18 protein-coding genes are annotated in these 16,562 nt (G+C 42.9%); 6 read left to right on the top strand and 12 right to left on the bottom strand.

Annotation, left to right across the window (positions count from 1 at the left end; genetic code table 11):
* Positions 1–26: 26 nt before the first annotated feature.
* The 10 genes from NT178_14415 to lexA all read right to left on the bottom strand — a co-directional run bounded on the left by NT178_14415 (position 27) and on the right by lexA (position 8,401).
* A complete protein-coding gene (locus NT178_14415; protein MCX5813721.1) occupies positions 27–803 on the bottom strand; it encodes a metal ABC transporter ATP-binding protein in 777 nt (258 codons plus the stop codon).
* Positions 804–834: 31 nt separating this feature from the next.
* Complete coding sequence (locus NT178_14410; protein MCX5813720.1) at positions 835–1,668, bottom strand: zinc ABC transporter substrate-binding protein; 834 nt, start codon at positions 1,666–1,668, stop codon at positions 835–837.
* Positions 1,669–1,711: 43 nt separating this feature from the next.
* A complete protein-coding gene (locus NT178_14405; protein MCX5813719.1) occupies positions 1,712–3,799 on the bottom strand; it encodes a TonB-dependent receptor plug domain-containing protein in 2,088 nt (695 codons plus the stop codon).
* A gap of 227 nt (positions 3,800–4,026) precedes the next feature.
* Positions 4,027–4,794 carry a TonB family protein gene (locus NT178_14400; GenBank protein MCX5813718.1) on the bottom strand — a complete coding sequence of 256 codons (768 nt, stop codon included), beginning with the start codon at positions 4,792–4,794 and terminating at the stop codon, positions 4,027–4,029.
* Positions 4,791–5,174 carry a biopolymer transporter ExbD gene (locus tag NT178_14395; GenBank protein MCX5813717.1) on the bottom strand — a complete coding sequence of 128 codons (384 nt, stop codon included), beginning with the start codon at positions 5,172–5,174 and terminating at the stop codon, positions 4,791–4,793. The genes NT178_14400 and NT178_14395 overlap by 4 nt, the downstream gene beginning before the upstream one ends.
* A complete protein-coding gene (exbB, locus tag NT178_14390; GenBank protein MCX5813716.1) occupies positions 5,167–5,592 on the bottom strand; it encodes a TonB-system energizer ExbB in 426 nt (141 codons plus the stop codon). Before exbB ends, NT178_14395 begins: the two co-directional genes overlap by 8 nt.
* Positions 5,593–5,848: 256 nt before the next feature.
* Positions 5,849–6,265: a nickel-responsive transcriptional regulator NikR gene (nikR, locus tag NT178_14385; GenBank protein MCX5813715.1), complete on the bottom strand. Its 417-nt coding sequence runs from the start codon at positions 6,263–6,265 to the stop codon at positions 5,849–5,851.
* Positions 6,266–6,339: 74 nt separating this feature from the next.
* Positions 6,340–7,560 (bottom strand): DNA polymerase IV, encoded by a 1,221-nt coding sequence (gene dinB, locus NT178_14380; GenBank protein MCX5813714.1) that lies wholly within the window; start codon positions 7,558–7,560, stop codon positions 6,340–6,342.
* Positions 7,557–7,796: a hypothetical protein gene (locus NT178_14375; GenBank protein ID MCX5813713.1), complete on the bottom strand. Its 240-nt coding sequence runs from the start codon at positions 7,794–7,796 to the stop codon at positions 7,557–7,559. Before NT178_14375 ends, dinB begins: the two co-directional genes overlap by 4 nt.
* 2 nt (positions 7,797–7,798) lie before the next feature.
* Complete coding sequence (lexA, locus tag NT178_14370) at positions 7,799–8,401, bottom strand: transcriptional repressor LexA (protein MCX5813712.1); 603 nt, start codon at positions 8,399–8,401, stop codon at positions 7,799–7,801.
* Positions 8,402–8,675: 274 nt separating this feature from the next.
* On the opposite strand from lexA, the gene cobA reads away from it, so the two are divergent.
* Positions 8,676–10,160, top strand: coding sequence for a uroporphyrinogen-III C-methyltransferase (gene cobA, locus NT178_14365; protein ID MCX5813711.1), 1,485 nt, complete (start codon positions 8,676–8,678; stop codon positions 10,158–10,160).
* A gap of 115 nt (positions 10,161–10,275) precedes the next feature.
* Here cobA and NT178_14360 read toward each other — a convergent pair whose 3' ends face one another.
* Complete coding sequence (locus NT178_14360; GenBank protein ID MCX5813710.1) at positions 10,276–11,580, bottom strand: S41 family peptidase; 1,305 nt, start codon at positions 11,578–11,580, stop codon at positions 10,276–10,278.
* 121 nt (positions 11,581–11,701) lie between these two features.
* On the opposite strand from NT178_14360, the gene mnmA reads away from it, so the two are divergent.
* Together mnmA and NT178_14350 are read left to right on the top strand one after the other, a co-directional pair.
* Complete coding sequence (gene mnmA, locus NT178_14355; GenBank protein MCX5813709.1) at positions 11,702–12,772, top strand: tRNA 2-thiouridine(34) synthase MnmA; 1,071 nt, start codon at positions 11,702–11,704, stop codon at positions 12,770–12,772.
* 68 nt (positions 12,773–12,840) lie between these two features.
* On the top strand, positions 12,841–13,194 hold the full coding sequence (locus NT178_14350; protein MCX5813708.1) for a GYD domain-containing protein: 354 nt from the start codon (positions 12,841–12,843) through the stop codon (positions 13,192–13,194).
* A gap of 87 nt (positions 13,195–13,281) precedes the next feature.
* On the opposite strand, the gene NT178_14345 is transcribed toward NT178_14350, so the two are convergent.
* Complete coding sequence (locus NT178_14345; protein MCX5813707.1) at positions 13,282–14,460, bottom strand: acyl-CoA dehydrogenase family protein; 1,179 nt, start codon at positions 14,458–14,460, stop codon at positions 13,282–13,284.
* A gap of 93 nt (positions 14,461–14,553) precedes the next feature.
* Here NT178_14345 and NT178_14340 point away from each other — a divergent pair, with 93 nt between their 5' ends.
* The 3 genes from NT178_14340 (at position 14,554) to NT178_14330 (ending at position 16,337) form a co-directional block, all read left to right on the top strand.
* Entirely contained in the window at positions 14,554–15,660 is a 1,107-nt protein-coding gene (locus NT178_14340) for a DUF362 domain-containing protein (GenBank protein MCX5813706.1), read from the top strand.
* Between the two features lie 154 nt (positions 15,661–15,814).
* Positions 15,815–16,030 (top strand): type II toxin-antitoxin system Phd/YefM family antitoxin, encoded by a 216-nt coding sequence (locus NT178_14335; GenBank protein ID MCX5813705.1) that lies wholly within the window; start codon positions 15,815–15,817, stop codon positions 16,028–16,030.
* Between the two features lie 34 nt (positions 16,031–16,064).
* Positions 16,065–16,337, top strand: a complete 273-nt coding sequence (locus NT178_14330; protein ID MCX5813704.1) for a plasmid stabilization protein — start codon at positions 16,065–16,067, stop codon at positions 16,335–16,337.
* The last annotated feature ends 225 nt before the right edge of the window (positions 16,338–16,562 follow it).

Below are 16,562 nucleotides of genomic sequence, written 5' to 3'. Positions count from 1 at the left end.
GATAAGCAAGAACATCGATCAAATGCTCAGTCATAGGAAACAAATCTCCTGCCGTTACGTTCAAAAGTCTCCAGCGGATACTGAAATAACCTGCTCAGCATCTCACTCGACATTGCGGTGTTGATGTCCCCGTCAAAAACTATTCTGCCGTGATCCAGCAGTACCGCACGCTGCATTGCGGCCGGTAGCATGGTAAAATCATGCGTGACAAAAAGAAACGTCAAATTTTCCCTTTGGTGAATTTCATTGATTAGGTTCAAGACTTCCTTCTGGACAGCAATGTCCAGATTTGCGGTCGGTTCATCCATGAGAAGGATGTCCGGTTGCTGAAGGATGGCGCGCGCCAGCGACACCTTCTGTCGTTCGCCGCCGGAAAGATGACCCAGCGGCCTTTCAGCAAGATGGGCTATACGCATCACTTCCATAAGTTGCATCGTCTCCTCTCTCTCTTTTTTGCCCGGCGAGCAGAACAGTCCGAGCCGGCCGATTGCGCCTGTCATCACGGCTTCCGACGCCAGAATAGGAAATGCAGGATCAACTTGGAATAATTGCGGAACATAACCGATGCTAAGTCTCGTCTCACGGGATCGCGTCCACGTCTCACTATGTCCAAAAAGATTGAGCGCACCCTCGAACTTTTCAAATCCGGCTATGACATTGAGAAGCGTGGTCTTCCCGGCGCCGTTGGGGCCGATAATCCCGACAAACTCGTTGGGCAACACGCTAAGACTTATTCCGTCCAAAAGTAATCTCTTTGTCTTTCGGACAGTTATATTGTTAAGTTCTATAATGTATTTACTCATAAATTAATTCATCACCTTAAGCAATTGGGTTTCATTTTCGCATCGCTGCTTTAAGCACAGTGTTTACATTGTCTCCAAGTGTAGTAAGATACCCCTTTTCCGATGGAAAATTTGTCAGGACAACATGCGGCAATCCCAGTATTTCAGCGATTCCCTTTCCAACGTCAGGCCCGGATTGTAAATTGTCCACAACGATGATTGCATGTTGATCCTTTCCGATTTTTGAAAGACGCACAAATTCCCTTGTAGACATCGCCTCCGGTCTACCATATTCTCCCACAATGCGGAAGCCCATCCACTCGAGCGGCTCTTTCTGCATGGATGAAGCAATAATAGGTTTTCCGAAGATTCCTGCCTGCCTGACCCTCTGAAGGAGTGAATTTGCCTCTTCCCTTACCTCGCGGATTGTTTGTTCTTTCCGGCGCATTATTTCAGCCTTGTCTTCGGGGAAACGTTTTGAAAGTCCATCGGCAAGCAGGCCCAAGCCGTATATATATGAATCCGGCGCCATCCAGTTGTGGCTTCCGGCGTCCACAGGAAGTTGTGCTCCACCATTCACACCGGCTTTATCCATGAACAGCATGCCCCTGAATGAAACATTCAGAGCAGCTTTTTTAATTTTTTCGATATCCGTCAGTTTTACATCGTAATGACCCGGACATTGCCCTGGAGGTAGTATAGCTTCGACAGAATAACAATCCCGAGGCAGAAGCGAAGCAATCATTCCGGACAGGATAGTATCCGATGTCACAATACTACGGAAAGTGTGCTCACTTCCTTCTTTTGACTTATTCGAACAGCCGGTAAAAAAGCACACCAGCACCATTGCCACAATAACGAGAAGAAACTTCTTTTTTATCCGCATTTACCTATCCTCTTCAATTCCATCCGTTTTGCAATAAGTAAGTTTAGTTAAATTTCATACTGAATCCGGCAGAAAACGTTGTTCCAGGCATGGGATAGCCCTTGGCATATTCATAATACTGATTGAAAATGTTGTTTACTGCTAAAAAAACCTCTGACTCGCTCAGTCGCAACGACCTGTAATCGAAGCGATAGCTCACCCGGGCGTTAAACAGTGTGATGTCGTCCAGTTTGTTGATAGCAGTAGGGTCAGTAATGTTAAGAGTGCTACTGCGAGAGGCCGTGCTTTGATACAGGTCCCTTAGGTGCTGCATATCCATGAAAAGCCGGTAATTCTCAAGAAATGTCCAGTTGACTCCGGACTGAAACTGAAAACCTGGGGTATAGGGCAGATGATCACGTTCAATTCTGTCCTGACCAGTGGCTTGGGCTTGCAGCCATGTGGCACCGGCAAACAACTCAAGGTTTTTCATAGGGTTTACTGTGCCTGTGAGTTCCAGTCCGCGAATCTCGTATTGGCCGATAGGGTCGTTAAATCGGAGTGGAACAGCGCCGAACATATATGCCTGGAATCGATCTTTTCCCTTGTCACAGAAAACAGTTGCCCCTAAAGAAGCTATTTTCGGCCATTTTTGGGTTAAACCTGCTTCGTAGTGGTCCACTACTTCCGGCTTTATCTTCCTGGGATTACTAACTGGAGCATTGGTAAGCACCATGTTCATCAGGACTATCGGGGAAGGATAGTTGACGCCCCGGGAGTAATTGATGTTGAGGTCGGTGTTTCCGTAGCCCATCACCAAACCTCCCTGTGCTGCCGACTTATCTTCAAACTCGTTGTGATTATAATAACGGAAACCTGCCGATGGAGTAATATGAAAGCTTTCAGGGTGACCGAATATCTGACTCACGGCCGTATAAGGAGAAAAGAGCGTTGTATCGGGAAAATCCCAGACTCTTCTTGACAGACCATTTATAATTCCTGCATGCGCCAGCCCACTGTATGTTTGTTGTGTGTTCTTCAGACTGGTCATATCCAAGTCTACCCCGACCAGAATTTCTCCACCCGGCCAAAGATTAAGTTTTTCTTTACCCCTTATTCCATAAAGCCTGACCTCCTGCAAAGACCTAACTCCGCCGGAGCCGTTAGCATAGCGTTTACCGTTCGTCAATTCCTGCAACAGGTCAAAATTGGTATCATTCCAATAGCCTTTAAGATAACCGCTGAACTGGTCGTATTGGTGGTTAAGTGTCAATGTGGTGAATGAGGTTTCGGTATCATAGCGTTCTGCTCCGGGCCAGTTCACTCCGTTAGCTGCATTGGGTATGGTGCGCGGCATGGGGGCCTCGGTTTCACCCTTTACATAGTTGATCAATAACCTGATGTTCCATTGTTTATTGATTTGATAACCACTATTGACGTAGTAGTTTTGTTGCCTGGCGCGGGAATTGTTGCGATCGCCGCCTGTTTCAGCCCAGCTCTGAGATGCATAGATATCAAAAGGCCCTTTTTTGATACCAGCGGAAAGGCTTTCATTAAATGTGGAATAACTGCCTGCACTGGAATTAAGGACGACCTCCTGACCCTCTTTCGTCAGATATTTGGGCAGGATATTAATTGACGCATAACCACTGCCGAACTGAGACGGCTGCGGGCTTTTGTAAACCTCCATTCCCCCTATTGTTGATACGGCAATACCGTCACCCAATACCTGTCCGAACAATGCTCCATAGCGCGGAACTCCGTCAAACTGAATATTGATATCGGAGCTGGGGTGGCTCGCGCCGCGGCCTCGAATGTAAAGGCTATGGCTGGTTTGACTTCCCATAAGATTTTTGCTCTGAAACATAACCCCCGGCACGTCCCGCAGTGTGGACTGGAAGTCATAAGCATTCTGTTGTTTGATCTGTTCTTCTGTTACGACGTTATACTGGGTACCATAACGGGTCTCAATAGGAGTAACGGGATTAATGTACGGAGCGCCTATAACGGTAATTTCTTCCAATATTGTTTTTGCTTCCTTTTTCTCTTTCTCCCCTCCTCCTTGCTTTGGCTCTTCCGCCGAGGATAACGATATAAACATGACAAAGGTGCAAAGAAGAAGATTTATTGTGATTCTTTGTGCGTTTTTCATTAAACTTTCCTCCTTTTCTTTCACCACCTTCTTTGCTATAATAGATAAAGGGAAGGCGGTGCACTAAACATCGCTTTCTTTAACCGGGGGGCAGGGTGTTTCCAGCCAAGGTCGGCCTTGTCCCTCTTATATTTATTTCTTTCTCGTAGAACTGCATCGCCGATATGTTCCAGTCACCTCCCGGCTGCCGCTTCTGTGGAATGGGCCACATTCATGTCCTTTCATCTTTATGAGACCCGGAGCTTGTAGGTTATGGGGAGACGAACAACAACCCTGTAAGGCAATTTTTTGGAAATCACCGTTCTTGCAACCCCCTCTTTTGCACTGTCGTCGAGAAACCGGCAGCCCGAGCTTTTCACTACCCTGATCTGGCTTGTGGTCCCATTTTCCAGCACTATGAAGGAGAGGAGCACTTTCCCCTCGAAACCCATCCTCCTCGCCCATTCCGGGTATTCAATATTCTTCATGACTGCATCACGGATGTAATTGTAGTCCTTACCTTCTTCCAGCATGATCCCGCCACTCTTACCTGTACCCCAACCGCCTCCTTCCGCGCCTTCTGTGCCACCGGCAGAACCGCCTTGTGAATAAAGGGATATCCCCGACCCGGAAGAGCCCGCGTAGGTCGCCGGCGTCCCATGAATGACCATCTCGCCTTGACTATCCGACGCAGTGACAATGGTCGGTACAGGAGATGGCTCGACCTGTTCTTTTACCGGGATATTTGCCGGGATCTGCTTAACGGGCTGATCCGGCTCTACTAGTTTGTTCTGTGCCTTCTTTGCTTTAAGAATCCGTGGTTTCTTCTCAATTGTACCCTTTTCAACTTTCGGTACATACCCCTCTGAATGCGAAGGATACTTCATGAGCGAGAAATCTATCTCTAACAACCTGACCGGTCTGTTCTGCACGGTAAAAGAAGCAGCCATCAGGGGCAGTATGACACATGTGTGCACCAGGATGGAGATGGCTGTTCCCAAGTATTTTTCTCTCATTGACCCATCCATTCGGTCTGGAGACTCACCCTTTTGAAGCCTCCTGTCTTGATGAGATCAAGGACTTCAACAAAACCCTGGAGGGGAATATCCTTGTCGGCCCTGATAAGAAAGGGTGTCTGCCTCGGCATGACGGCAATACAAGCCTTGAAAGCCGGGAGGGTAATGGACTTGCCCTGATAAAAGACAGCGCCGTGCTTATCGATCACCACAAGTTGCGTAACCGTAGCCGCTTCATGTTTTCCTGCTACTCTTGGCAGTTCTACAGGTATAATGCCCGTTGCCGCAAAGGTGCCGGTGGTCAGCGCTATAGTGAGAAGCACAAGCATCACATCAATGAAGGGGATCATGTTGATATAATCAAATTCTTTCTCATTCATGACATTTATCCCACTCCAAAAGAATCACTTTGACCCGCCGCAAAAGGCTGTTGTAAAAGACGATGGATGGTATGGCAACCACCAGACCTATGGCGGTCGCCTTGAGCGCCAGAGCGAGTCCCACCATAATACGAGTGGCATTCATATACCCTTCGACGCCTATCGTGTTAAAAGTCAACATAATGCCGAGCACGGTCCCGAGAAGACCAATGTAGGGTGCATTGCTCCCGATGGAAGCGATTACTCCCAGCTTTCGTGTAATTTCTATCTCCAGAGTGCGCCTGCTCCCTTCATAACCACCTGGATCAAATCTCCTGAGGAAAAACCACCGCTCCACAAAGATTGCCAGTGAAATAACGGACAGGAGGAGAAGCAGTCCTACGATGCCGTAATCTACCATGTAACTCAGCCATGCCATCACAAGCCCCTTGTCGCAGTTTTAAACGCATTCATAATACATTTTTGCTAAAGCAACTATTTGTGCTACTAATTTAATTATTGTAACACTGCACATCGCACAGTGTCAAGACGAAATAACCGGATTATGTGGCCAAATCATATAAATCCGAAAACAGAATCTTTGGGAGCTTTGACGATATTATCTAACAGACAACGGTATAGCTGGATTTCAGTAAAACAGGACTAACCATTTGAAATGAGAAAAACTAAAATATTTAATCGATATTCTTACCCACACTCGACATACTCAATGTCCCGTGCTTGACGCCCTTTATTGACCTTATGTTATCGGCAAGTTTTTGCAAATCCGCCGGGTTTCCCCTTGCTGCAATGATTTCAAGGCAATTGTCATGGTCAAGATGAATATGTTGAGTTGAGATTATCAGCTTTTGATAATCATGTTGAATATCGGTAATCTTGTTCAGCAAGTCTCGCTTGTGGTGGTCATATATGAGTGTGATTGTACCTGCCACATCCTCACCTTGCAGCCATTCCTTTTTTATCAGTTCCTGCCGGATTAAATCCCGGAGCGCCTCCGAACGGTTGGTATAGTTTCTCTCCTTTATAAACGTATCAAACTTCTCAAGTAAAGTCTTTTCCAATGATACCCCGAATCTAACTAATTCCGACATAACCACCTCATTATTGCTATCCGTAATTTTACAGCAAGTCTAAAATAATTGTAATATAGATAATACAAAAATTACTACTTTATATCAACATTCCTCAATCCCGATGGTCTCCATGCAGGGGATATGACACGCGGGCACTCTATCTGTCTCATATATGCCGCCCACGTCAGTTTGAAATCGCCATATCTGTTGTTGACCTCGTCCATTGCTTTAAGAAGAGATTTTCTCCTTTCAGTATCTTCAAATAAAGACATTTGTCGGGGATTTTTTATGATATTGGAGATACGTACACCGATGAGTCTCACCCTGTCCTTAAGCCTTATCTTGTGCAGGACAGACAGGACATGGCGGTATATCTTGTGGGTATCATCAGTATAAAAAGGCAATGTAGTCTGTTTTGTAAAGGTTTCAAAATCAGTGTACCTTAAGGTAAGGGACAACGTTTTTCCCATATATCCGTATCCTCTTGCCCTCCTTCCCACCATTTCGCTCAGTTGAAGGATATAGGATTCCATCTCTTCCCTGTCGCATATATCCTTTGGGAGGGTCATGCCGTGCCCTATGGATTTAGGCTCTTCTTCTGTTGTGATAAGGGCTCTTGCGCATACACCCATACCTATTTCTTTCAGGGTTTCGCCTATAATGCCAAATCGGCTCCTCAGGATACTAACGGGTGTTCTGCCAAGTTCTCCGCACGTTTTGATACCCATGGCTTCAAGCTTTTTCTCTGTATGCATGCCTATTCCCCACAACTTCTTTACCGGCATATTTTCAAGTAAGGGTGTTACTTCTTCCGGTTTTATCTCCCACAACCCGTTGGGTTTTGCAAGATCACTTGCAAGTTTCGCCATAAGAATGTTAGGTCCTATCCCAACGGTACAGTTGATACCGAAACGGTTTTTAACAAGTCGCTTAATAGAGACCCCCATTTCCTCCGGGCTCCCGAACAGGTGGCATGTACCGGTTACATTAAGAAAGGCCTCGTCAATCGAGTATATCTCGACGTCAGGGGTAACCTTGTAGTATATCTTTTCAAGCTCCCTGCAGGTATCAATATATTTCCGGTTATTCCCTACCACAAAAATAATATGTGGACAGAGTTTCCTTGCTTCATAAACATTCATGCCTGTTTTTACGCCATATCCCCTCGCCTCATACGATGAGGTGGTAATTATCGTCCTCGCCCCTGAACCGATAACAGCTATGGGCTTTTCCTTGAGACAGGGATTTGCTTTCTGTTCAACAGATGCAAAATAGGCATCCATGTCTATGCATAGAATTATTTTCGGGTTCATGCTTCAAGGTTTTCAAGTCTCCAGAGCAGAGACTCGTTGTCAAAACTCAGCTCATACAATGCATTACCATCGGTCAAAGAAAAATGATGAATAACTTTCTTCCCCTCTTTTGATTTCCATGTATAGGTAATTTCTTCAACCTTTATAAACCTCCCCGACCACTTGAACCTGAGAGGTTTCAGACAATATGAAGGGTCGAAGACTGCAAGGACGGTCAACGTCTTTCCTATGTACACCACTATATCCTGTTTCTGACAAGACCTATCACCTTTCCGGCAATGGTTACTTCTTCTGGGTTGTATATTACGGATTCCATATTGTTATTTTCCGGTTTCAGGATGACCCTTTCATTCTCAAAAAGAACTCTCTTAATTGTTGCTTCATCGCCGATGATGACCACGCCTATCTCTCCATGCCCGATGATATGTTGAGGTTTCACTATCACAAAATCTCCGTGGAATATCCCTGCCTCTTTCATGCTGTCCCCGATTATTTTTAAAGAAAAAATATCCTCAACCGGGAAAAGCGCTCTGTCAACAGTAATATGCCCGGCAATTTCTTCGATTGCCAGTGTTGGTTCCCCTGCCCTTACCTTCCCCAGCACAGGAACTATGCATGTACCTGCCGTCGCAGCACCTACAATCTCTATCCCCCTTGACTTTGAAGGGGTTATACGGAGAACGCCTTTTTTTGCAAGAGACTGAAGGTGTCTCCTTGCAGCAGGCCAGAGAAATCCGAAGTAAGCTCCTATCTCCCGTACGGTTGGAGGATACCCATGATTTCCCGAGTATGCCTTTAAAAATTCAAGGACCTTTTTCTGAGTGGCTGTTAACCCTTTCATATATACATATGTATATCATTATTATTATATTGTCAACAGGAAAACGGCGGTTAACAATTCGGTGTTCATACGCAAGAAGGTTGGGATGACATATTAACTGTTTGAACCTGTATATATTATAATGTATAATTCCAAGAAGCTCACGGCTATGGCTTCCTGTCTGATGTAATAAACTGCCCCTTCGCAAGCGGAGGGGCAACAAGGGCAAAAATTAAAAAAGTTTTCGCAGCAAGCTGCGGGGATTGAACCGCTAAGATTAAACTAAGGATAATATATGGGTAAAGTATACCTTGTAGGTGCAGGTCCTGGCGATCCGAAGCTCATTACCCTGAGAGGGCTTAAATTGATCAAAGGGGCAGATACTATCATTTATGACTATCTTATTAACAAAGATCTGCTCGGTTTTGCCGGAAATGATGCAGAGCTTATTTATGTCGGTAAGCAGGCCTCCTGTCATGAAATGCCACAAGCCGATATCAATGCACTATTAGTCAAAAAAGCAAAGGAAAAAGGCCTTGTTGTCAGACTTAAAGGCGGCGACCCTTTTATGTTCGGCAGAGGAGGTGAAGAGGCAGAATTTCTGGCAGAACACAGGGTAGACTTCGAGATTGTCCCCGGGGTAACGTCTGCCATATCGGCACCGGCTTACGCAGGCATCCCTCTGACCCACAGAGAATATGCCTCTTCGGTGGCATTTATCACAGGCCATGAGGACGCATCAAAGACAGAATCAACAATCAGATGGGATGCCCTTGCCCACGGCTGCGACACGCTTGTGTTTTTAATGGGTATAAAAAATCTGAAGGATATTAAGAGAAATTTAATCAAAGCAGGCAAGGACCCATGCACACCTGCATGTGTAATCCAGTGGGGTACTCTGCCGGAGCAAAAAGTTGTTTCGGGGAATTTAAAGGAAATTGATGTATTAGCGAAGGCAGAGGGCATAAAACCTCCGGGAGTTATTGTTGTAGGCAATGTAGCCGGATTAAGAGAACGTTTGAAATGGTTTGAAAAAAAACCGCTTTTCGGAAAAAAGATCGCCGTCACAAGGCCTCCCCGTCAATCGACAAAATTCGGCAGCGTGCTTATGGAAAAGGGCGCCCGCGTAATTTACATACCCACAATCGAGATAGAGCCTATTGATCCGAACAAAGCCCTCCTGAAATCATTTAAAAGGATCAGGAGTTACTACTGCATCATATTTACGAGTGTAAACGGTGCATCAATTTTCTTTGATAATCTTTTTAAGATAGGGATGGATGCAAGAGATTTGTACGGTATAAAAGTTTTGCCCATAGGAGAGGCTACTGCCTCTTTTTTAAAATCCGTTGGTATCGTTCCGGATCTTGTCCCTGAACAATTCACTTCCGAAGGGATTGTTCATGTGCTGAAAGATTTGGATATAAAGGATAATGTATTCCTGCTTCCCAGGGCAAAGGATGCCCGTGATGTTATTGTAGATTACATAAAGAATCAGGGCGGTAAATGCGACGTTGTTCCTCTTTACAAGGCCTCTTTGCCTGAAACGCCTGCCCTGTTGACAGAAAAACCTGACATCATCACATTTACAAGTTCATCAACGGTAAGCAACTTTTTGAAAATTTACGGCAGAAAGGCGCTTAACAACACATTGATTGCCTCGATAGGACCGATTACCACCGAAACATTACGAAAGAACAATATTGAAGTTCACATAGAATCGGGAAAACACGATACAAACGGGCTTGCAGAAGCAATCGAACAATACATAACAAAATAAAGCATTATTTAGAAAAAAGTAGAGGTTGAGACAGCAGCTTATACAAAAAGAGGATGAGAGAAACCGGAATCCTTTAGCTTCTCTCATCCTCTTCGCTTCCTTATTGTTTTCTTCTTTACTTCCCCCTCAGTGCTTCCCAGCCTTTTAATATCTGGAGTCCCATAGATAATTGAAAATCGTCTTCACTGGTTATTTTTTTACTGCTATCTTCGTTCTCTCCGGGTTTTGTTGCATTTTTATCCGATTCAATATGTCTTTCCAGGTCTTTCTCCTTAATTGGAACAACCTTTTCTTTTCCTTTTGTTACATTATTATCAACAATTATATCGGGCGTTATGCCTTCTGCCTGTATAGACCTGCCTTTTGGAGTAAAATATTTTGCTGTCGTCAGTCTCACAGCCGAGCCATCGCCAAGCGGAAAAATCGTCTGTACAGAACCTTTTCCAAAAGTCTTTGTTCCCACTAAAATAGCCCTTTTGTAATCTTGCAAAGCACCCGAAACTATCTCAGCCGCGCTTGCACTTCCATCATTCACCAATACTACGAGCGGACCCATATAATCGTTCTTCTTGTTTGCATAAAATTTTACTTTACTATCATCCTTTTTTTTGCCCTCTATATAGACGATAAGGCCATCGGCAAGAAACTTATCAGAGACCTCAACGGCTTGCTCCAGGAGTCCACCGGGATTATTTCTCAGGTCAAGTACAATGCCCTTGAGCGGTTTGTCTTTATTGGCTTTTTCCAGTTCTTTTATGGCATTGTCGAGGTCTTTTGTTGTTTTTTCCTGAAACTGGGCAATACGGACATATCCATAATTGTCTTCCAACATTCTGTATTTCACACTTTTAACTACTATAACATCCCGCACAACATTAAAATCCCTGGGTGAAGCAAAACCGTCTCTCATAATAGTGAGTGTAACAGGCTTGCCCTTGGAGCCTCTTATCAACTTAACAACATCCATAAGACCCATATTTCTTGCCAGCTTGCCGTCTATCTTGAGAATATGGTCCCCTGTTTTTATACCGGCCTTGTATGCGGGCGTATCTTCTATTGGTGCGATAACGGTCGGGAATCCATCTTTTATTGTAATTTCAATGCCGATGCCCCCAAATTCACCTTTCGTCTCGCTCTGCATATCTTTATACATATCGGGCGTTAAAAAGGAAGAATGAGGGTCAAGAGATTCGAGAATCCCTTTTATTGCGGCATAGACAACTTCTTTATCCTTCACATCATCAACATAGTTTTTCTTTACCAAGTCGATAACATCTGAGAATGTCTTCAAATATTCATACATTTCCTTACTGTCAGCACCTGTTGCATATGTCTTTTTTCCTTGTGCGCCAATAAGAAAACCGAGAACAAAAATGAAGACGAAAAAAACGCTTATCGATAACTTTAATTTTTTACTCATCTATATATTCCTCCCAGTTTGATAATACTATAATCAATATAAACTTTCAATGAGATTCCTGAGATACCGATTTATTTACTTATTACTGCAAACAGTCATGCCATATGTTATTCTATGTGCGATGGAAACCGTATTCATTGCTATGAGCGGAGGCATAGACAGCTCATTTACTGCGTATCTTCTCAAACAGAAGGGTTATAAAGTAGTAGGAATTACCTTTCAACTTCTACCTGAAGCAATTAAGAGCACTAAAAACCCGAAGGCGTGCTGTTCAATAGAAACTATTCACAGGGCCAAGAAGATGGCGAACGACCTTTCTATACCACACTATATAATTAATATGAGGAAAGAGTTTGAGGAGCATGTAATAAATAATTTCTTAAATGAATATAAGCATGGTAGAACCCCTAATCCCTGTATCCTCTGCAATAAATACATCAAGTTTCAATCTTTTCTCGATAAAGCATTGTCCATTGGGGCAGATAAAATCGCCACCGGCCATTATGCAATTATAGATCAAACATCGGGCGGTTATACAATAAGAAAAGGAACAGATAAGGCAAAAGATCAATCCTATTTTTTATACCCGATTAAAGAAGGACTGTTGAAACACATCCTTTTCCCCCTTGGAACTTATACAAAAGACAACTTAAGAGTTAATGCAGGTAAGTTGGGCTGGAATCTGCAAAATGTCAAGGAAAGCCAGGATATCTGTTTTATTCCTGAAGGGAATTATAGAGATTTCCTATCAAATTACATGGAATTAAAAGAAGGACCGGTTTACCATGCTGAAGGTACATTCATGGGGATGCATAATGGCATTCACCTGTACACAATCGGCCAGAGAAGAGGTCTGAATATTCCATATAAAGAACCTTTATACGTTATCGAGATCATCCCGGACAAAAATACCCTGATTGTCGGACCAAAAGAATATCTCAAAAGAAAAAAACTTGTAGCCCATAGTACAAATTTTTTTAATATGAATGCGCCGCCCGGTCTTGCCCCCGGTAGTCTCTCCGCAAAAGTACGATACAGGCAAAAAGAAGAGGCCTGTACATTTACAATATCGGATGATCTTTTATATATAGATTTTAAAAATCCCCTATATTCAATAGCACCAGGGCAGTCTGTGGTTATATACAAAGATGATGCAATTGTCTGCGGAGGGATCATCAGGAGCAGTGAATAATAAAAAATCTATTGACAACAAGGTATGGGGGGTTATACTCTAAACAAAAAATTGGGGGTAACCTTATTATGCCTATATATATTATGTTTAGTAAACTTACCGATGAAGGCAGGGCAACAATTAAGAGACAACCGGATCGCATCAAAGAAGTCGATAAAGAAATTGAAAAAATGGGTGTAAAAGTCCTCACCCAATACGCTCTTTTAGGTGAGTTTGATTTTGTAAACATCCTCGAAGCACCCAATAATGAAACGGTTGCAAGGTTATCAATCGAATTAGGATCGAGAGGCACAGTACAACTTATGACACTCCCGGCAATTCCTGTTTTCGAATTTATCGAGAAAATGGAAATTCAACATGATTCGTCTACGGATTTGGAAAGACCTGAGATTCCTGAAGAATATCGAGAAAAAATGTATTAAAATGTTTAGCTTTTAGCTTGTTATCTACATCCAAAAAGATCTCATAAAAAAAGTTTCATTATTTTTTCTGTGAACCGTGAACTGTTTTTAAGGCATGAACTTCCTGAATATATCCCTTGCAATAACTATTCTCTGTATCTGGTTTGTTCCTTCGTAGATCTGTGTGGCTTTGGCATCCCTCATCATCCTCTCCACAGGATACTCTTTTGTATAGCCGTATCCTCCAAGGATTTGTACTGCATCAGTTGTTACTTTCATGGCAGCATCAGCAGAAAAAACCTTCGCCATGGCCGATAGTTTATCCACGCCTATTGCGCTCATCTTATCTCTTTCGTAGACCTTCATATCAAGTAAATGGGCAGCGTTATACACAAGGGCGCGAGACGCTTCCACCTGGGTTGCCATATCTGCTACCATAAACTGTATACCTTCAAAATCTGCAAGCTTTTGTCCGAACTGAATCCTCTTCCAGGCATATTCTACCGAAAAATCCAATGCCCCTTGCGCAATTCCTACAGCTTGAGCTCCAACAGCAGGTCTTGAAAGGTTCAACGTTGACATTGCAATGTCCCAGCCATCACCTTCCTTCCCAAGCAAATTATCCTTCGTAAGCCTGACATTATCAAATACTAACTCCGTCATGTCTGAGCCTCTCATACCCATTTTATCTTCACTCTTTCCAATAATAACACCCGGGTAATCCTTCTCAATATAAAACGCTGATATCCCTTTTGTCCTCAAACCCGGGTTCGTTGCTGCAAGAACGGTATAAAACTGCGCATGAGCACCATTTGTTATCATTGACTTTTTCCCGTTCAGATAGAAGTAGTCGCCATCTTTCTTCGCAGTCGTTCTCATATGCGATGCATCAGACCCTCCTTCCGGCTCGGTCAAGGCAAAGGCAACAAGATGAAGCTTATCCGGGTCTGCTATTTTACTATATATATATTCTTTTTGTTCGTCGTTTGCCGCCACCATTATAGGCATCAAGCCGACATTATGCGCAAGTGGTATTAATGACGGAGCACCCGAAACCTTGGCAAGCTCCTCGATAACAACACAGAGAGATGTAATATCGCCGTCAAGCCCTCCAAAACGCTCGGGCAGCATAAGATATAGAAAACCGTGTTTTTTGTATATATCCACAAGGTCCCATGGGAACGCACCAGTTGCATCTATTTCTTTTGCCCTCGGGGCAATTTTTTCTTTGGCTATTTTTTCTGCGATCATCCTTATCATGCTGTGTTTCTCAGAAAAATTTAACATCCAGTGAACCTCCTTTTAGTTGACAAAACCGATTATTTCTAACATAATTTTCTCAATAAGTTAAATAAAAATAAGTTAAATAAAAAAGGAGACATCGTGTCAAAGGTATATTTTACAGATTTAAGAACAAATCCAAAAAGAAATCTTCTAAACAAAATTGAGGATTTACTTAACAGATTGAAGATTGATAATACTGTTAAAAAAAATGATAATGTAGCAATTAAAGTACATTTCGGCGAAAAGGGCAATACGGCGTATTTAAGGCCTGTCTTTCTTAGAACCATTGTTGAAAGGGTAAAACGGACAGGAGCAAAACCTTTTCTTACCGATACGAATACGCTTTATACAGGCTCCAGGAGTGACGCTGTCATGCACATTGCGACTGCGATAGAAAATGGTTTTGACTATTCATGCGTTGGCTGTCCTATTATAATTGCAGACGGCCTGCGCGGAAAAAGCGGAATTAAAATTGCGATTAACGGTGAAATTCTCAAAGAAGTCAGCATTGCTAAAGAAATTGTAGAAGCAGACTGTATGGTTGCAGTAACACATTTCAAGGCACATGAACTTTCCGGCTTTGGAGGCACGCTTAAGAACTTAGGTATGGGTTGTGCTACAAAAGAAGGGAAACTGATTCAGCACAGCTCGGTAGCTCCAACAATTAACACTAAAACTTGTAAAGGTTGCAAACTTTGCCTTGAATACTGCCCGACAGGCGCCATTTCTGTAACATCTAAAAAAGCATCAATTGATGAAGGCAAATGTATCGGGTGCGGTGAATGTTTAATTATTTGCCCATACAATGCAATTATGGTGCAATGGAACGAATCTCCTGATATTTTTCAAAAAAAGATGGTAGAGCATGCATGGGGCGCATTGATAGGAAAAGAAAAAACAACCTTTTTCCTGAATTTCCTTATGCAGATAAGTCCTGCATGTGACTGCTACCCTAATAATGATGCCCCGATAGTACGGGATATCGGCATCCTTGCATCCATTGATCCGGTATCCATTGATACTGCATCATGTGACCTTGTCAACAACGAAAATTCAATTCCGAATACTGCAATCAAAAAACAGCTTAAAAAAGGCGAAGATAAATGGAGGGCTATATATCCGACAATAGACTGGAATATCCAGCTTGACCATGCCGAAAAGTTGGGGCTTGGCAAAAGGGCATATACCCTTATAAAGATCTAATCTGGAATATTATAATTACAACAAGTAAGGAGTTCTCCCAGCTTGCATTATCTTGCATTATATATCTTTACAATAAGCACTATTAAGAGTATCATTAATAGTACGAATACGATATTGTAGTCTAATTATTATTTAACAGTAACAGGAGGTTGCAATGGGAACAGTTATTACTGCCAATGAGCTTAAGACAAAGGGTGTTATGGCATTAGACAAAGCCACAGGCTCCGGCGAGGAAGCAATTATATCTGTGAGAGGCAAGAATCGCTTTGTGGTTTTACCCATCGAACAATATAACTATTTAAGAGAATGCGAGTTGGAGGCGGCTCTGCGTGAAGCAAGGGATGATCTTGCAAAAGGCAAGTTTAAATAAGAAACTGTTGAGAAACATATCAAGAGAATAACTCGTGGCTGAAATCCTATACACAGATAGTTATAACAAAAGGGCGAAGAAATTTCTCAAGAAACATCCGGAACTTCTCAGTCAGTATGAAAAAACACTTAAATTGTTGGAAATCAACCCTTTGCATCCATCGTTGAAGGTGCACAAACTTCAGGGAAGATTATCTGACCTGCATTCGGTATCTATCAACATATCATACAGAATCTCAATCTTCTTTATTATTGAGGATAATCAAATTATACCCATCGACATTGGAACTCATGAAGAAGTCTACTGAAAACAGAAGTGGACTGAGGGGGGGTAAATTCACCGTCTGAATTCAATTTTCAACGGCCTGTTGCCCAAATCCTCTTAACCTTTGCGAGTGTAGTCCAACTATTTTACTACAATGTCCACAATAGTATACAATAAACTGGCATTTTATGCCTTCATATGATACAATAACTCATCTCAACTACAAGGAGATACATCTATGATGGGTTATCAGCCTCCTTCTCAGGAA

This window comes from Pseudomonadota bacterium (assembly GCA_026388255.1).
Taxonomy (GTDB): domain Bacteria; phylum Desulfobacterota; class Syntrophorhabdia; order Syntrophorhabdales; family Syntrophorhabdaceae; genus JAPLKB01.
Note: the sequence above shows the minus strand (reverse complement) of the source record. Positions and strands in the feature narration are given on the sequence as shown.

Coding starts and splice junctions, on each gene's coding strand:
- NT178_14415 (MCX5813721.1), bottom strand. CDS start 803: ATGAGTAAATACATTATAGAACTTAACAATATAACTGTCCGAAAGACA.
- NT178_14410 (MCX5813720.1), bottom strand. CDS start 1,668: ATGCGGATAAAAAAGAAGTTTCTTCTCGTTATTGTGGCAATGGTGCTG.
- NT178_14405 (MCX5813719.1), bottom strand. CDS start 3,799: ATGAAAAACGCACAAAGAATCACAATAAATCTTCTTCTTTGCACCTTT.
- NT178_14400 (MCX5813718.1), bottom strand. CDS start 4,794: ATGAGAGAAAAATACTTGGGAACAGCCATCTCCATCCTGGTGCACACA.
- NT178_14395 (MCX5813717.1), bottom strand. CDS start 5,174: ATGAATGAGAAAGAATTTGATTATATCAACATGATCCCCTTCATTGAT.
- exbB (MCX5813716.1), bottom strand. CDS start 5,592: ATGGCATGGCTGAGTTACATGGTAGATTACGGCATCGTAGGACTGCTT.
- nikR (MCX5813715.1), bottom strand. CDS start 6,265: ATGTCGGAATTAGTTAGATTCGGGGTATCATTGGAAAAGACTTTACTT.
- dinB (MCX5813714.1), bottom strand. CDS start 7,560: ATGAACCCGAAAATAATTCTATGCATAGACATGGATGCCTATTTTGCA.
- lexA (MCX5813712.1), bottom strand. CDS start 8,401: ATGAAAGGGTTAACAGCCACTCAGAAAAAGGTCCTTGAATTTTTAAAG.
- cobA (MCX5813711.1), top strand. CDS start 8,676: ATGGGTAAAGTATACCTTGTAGGTGCAGGTCCTGGCGATCCGAAGCTC.
- NT178_14360 (MCX5813710.1), bottom strand. CDS start 11,580: ATGAGTAAAAAATTAAAGTTATCGATAAGCGTTTTTTTCGTCTTCATT.
- mnmA (MCX5813709.1), top strand. CDS start 11,702: ATGGAAACCGTATTCATTGCTATGAGCGGAGGCATAGACAGCTCATTT.
- NT178_14350 (MCX5813708.1), top strand. CDS start 12,841: ATGCCTATATATATTATGTTTAGTAAACTTACCGATGAAGGCAGGGCA.
- NT178_14345 (MCX5813707.1), bottom strand. CDS start 14,460: ATGTTAAATTTTTCTGAGAAACACAGCATGATAAGGATGATCGCAGAA.
- NT178_14335 (MCX5813705.1), top strand. CDS start 15,815: ATGGGAACAGTTATTACTGCCAATGAGCTTAAGACAAAGGGTGTTATG.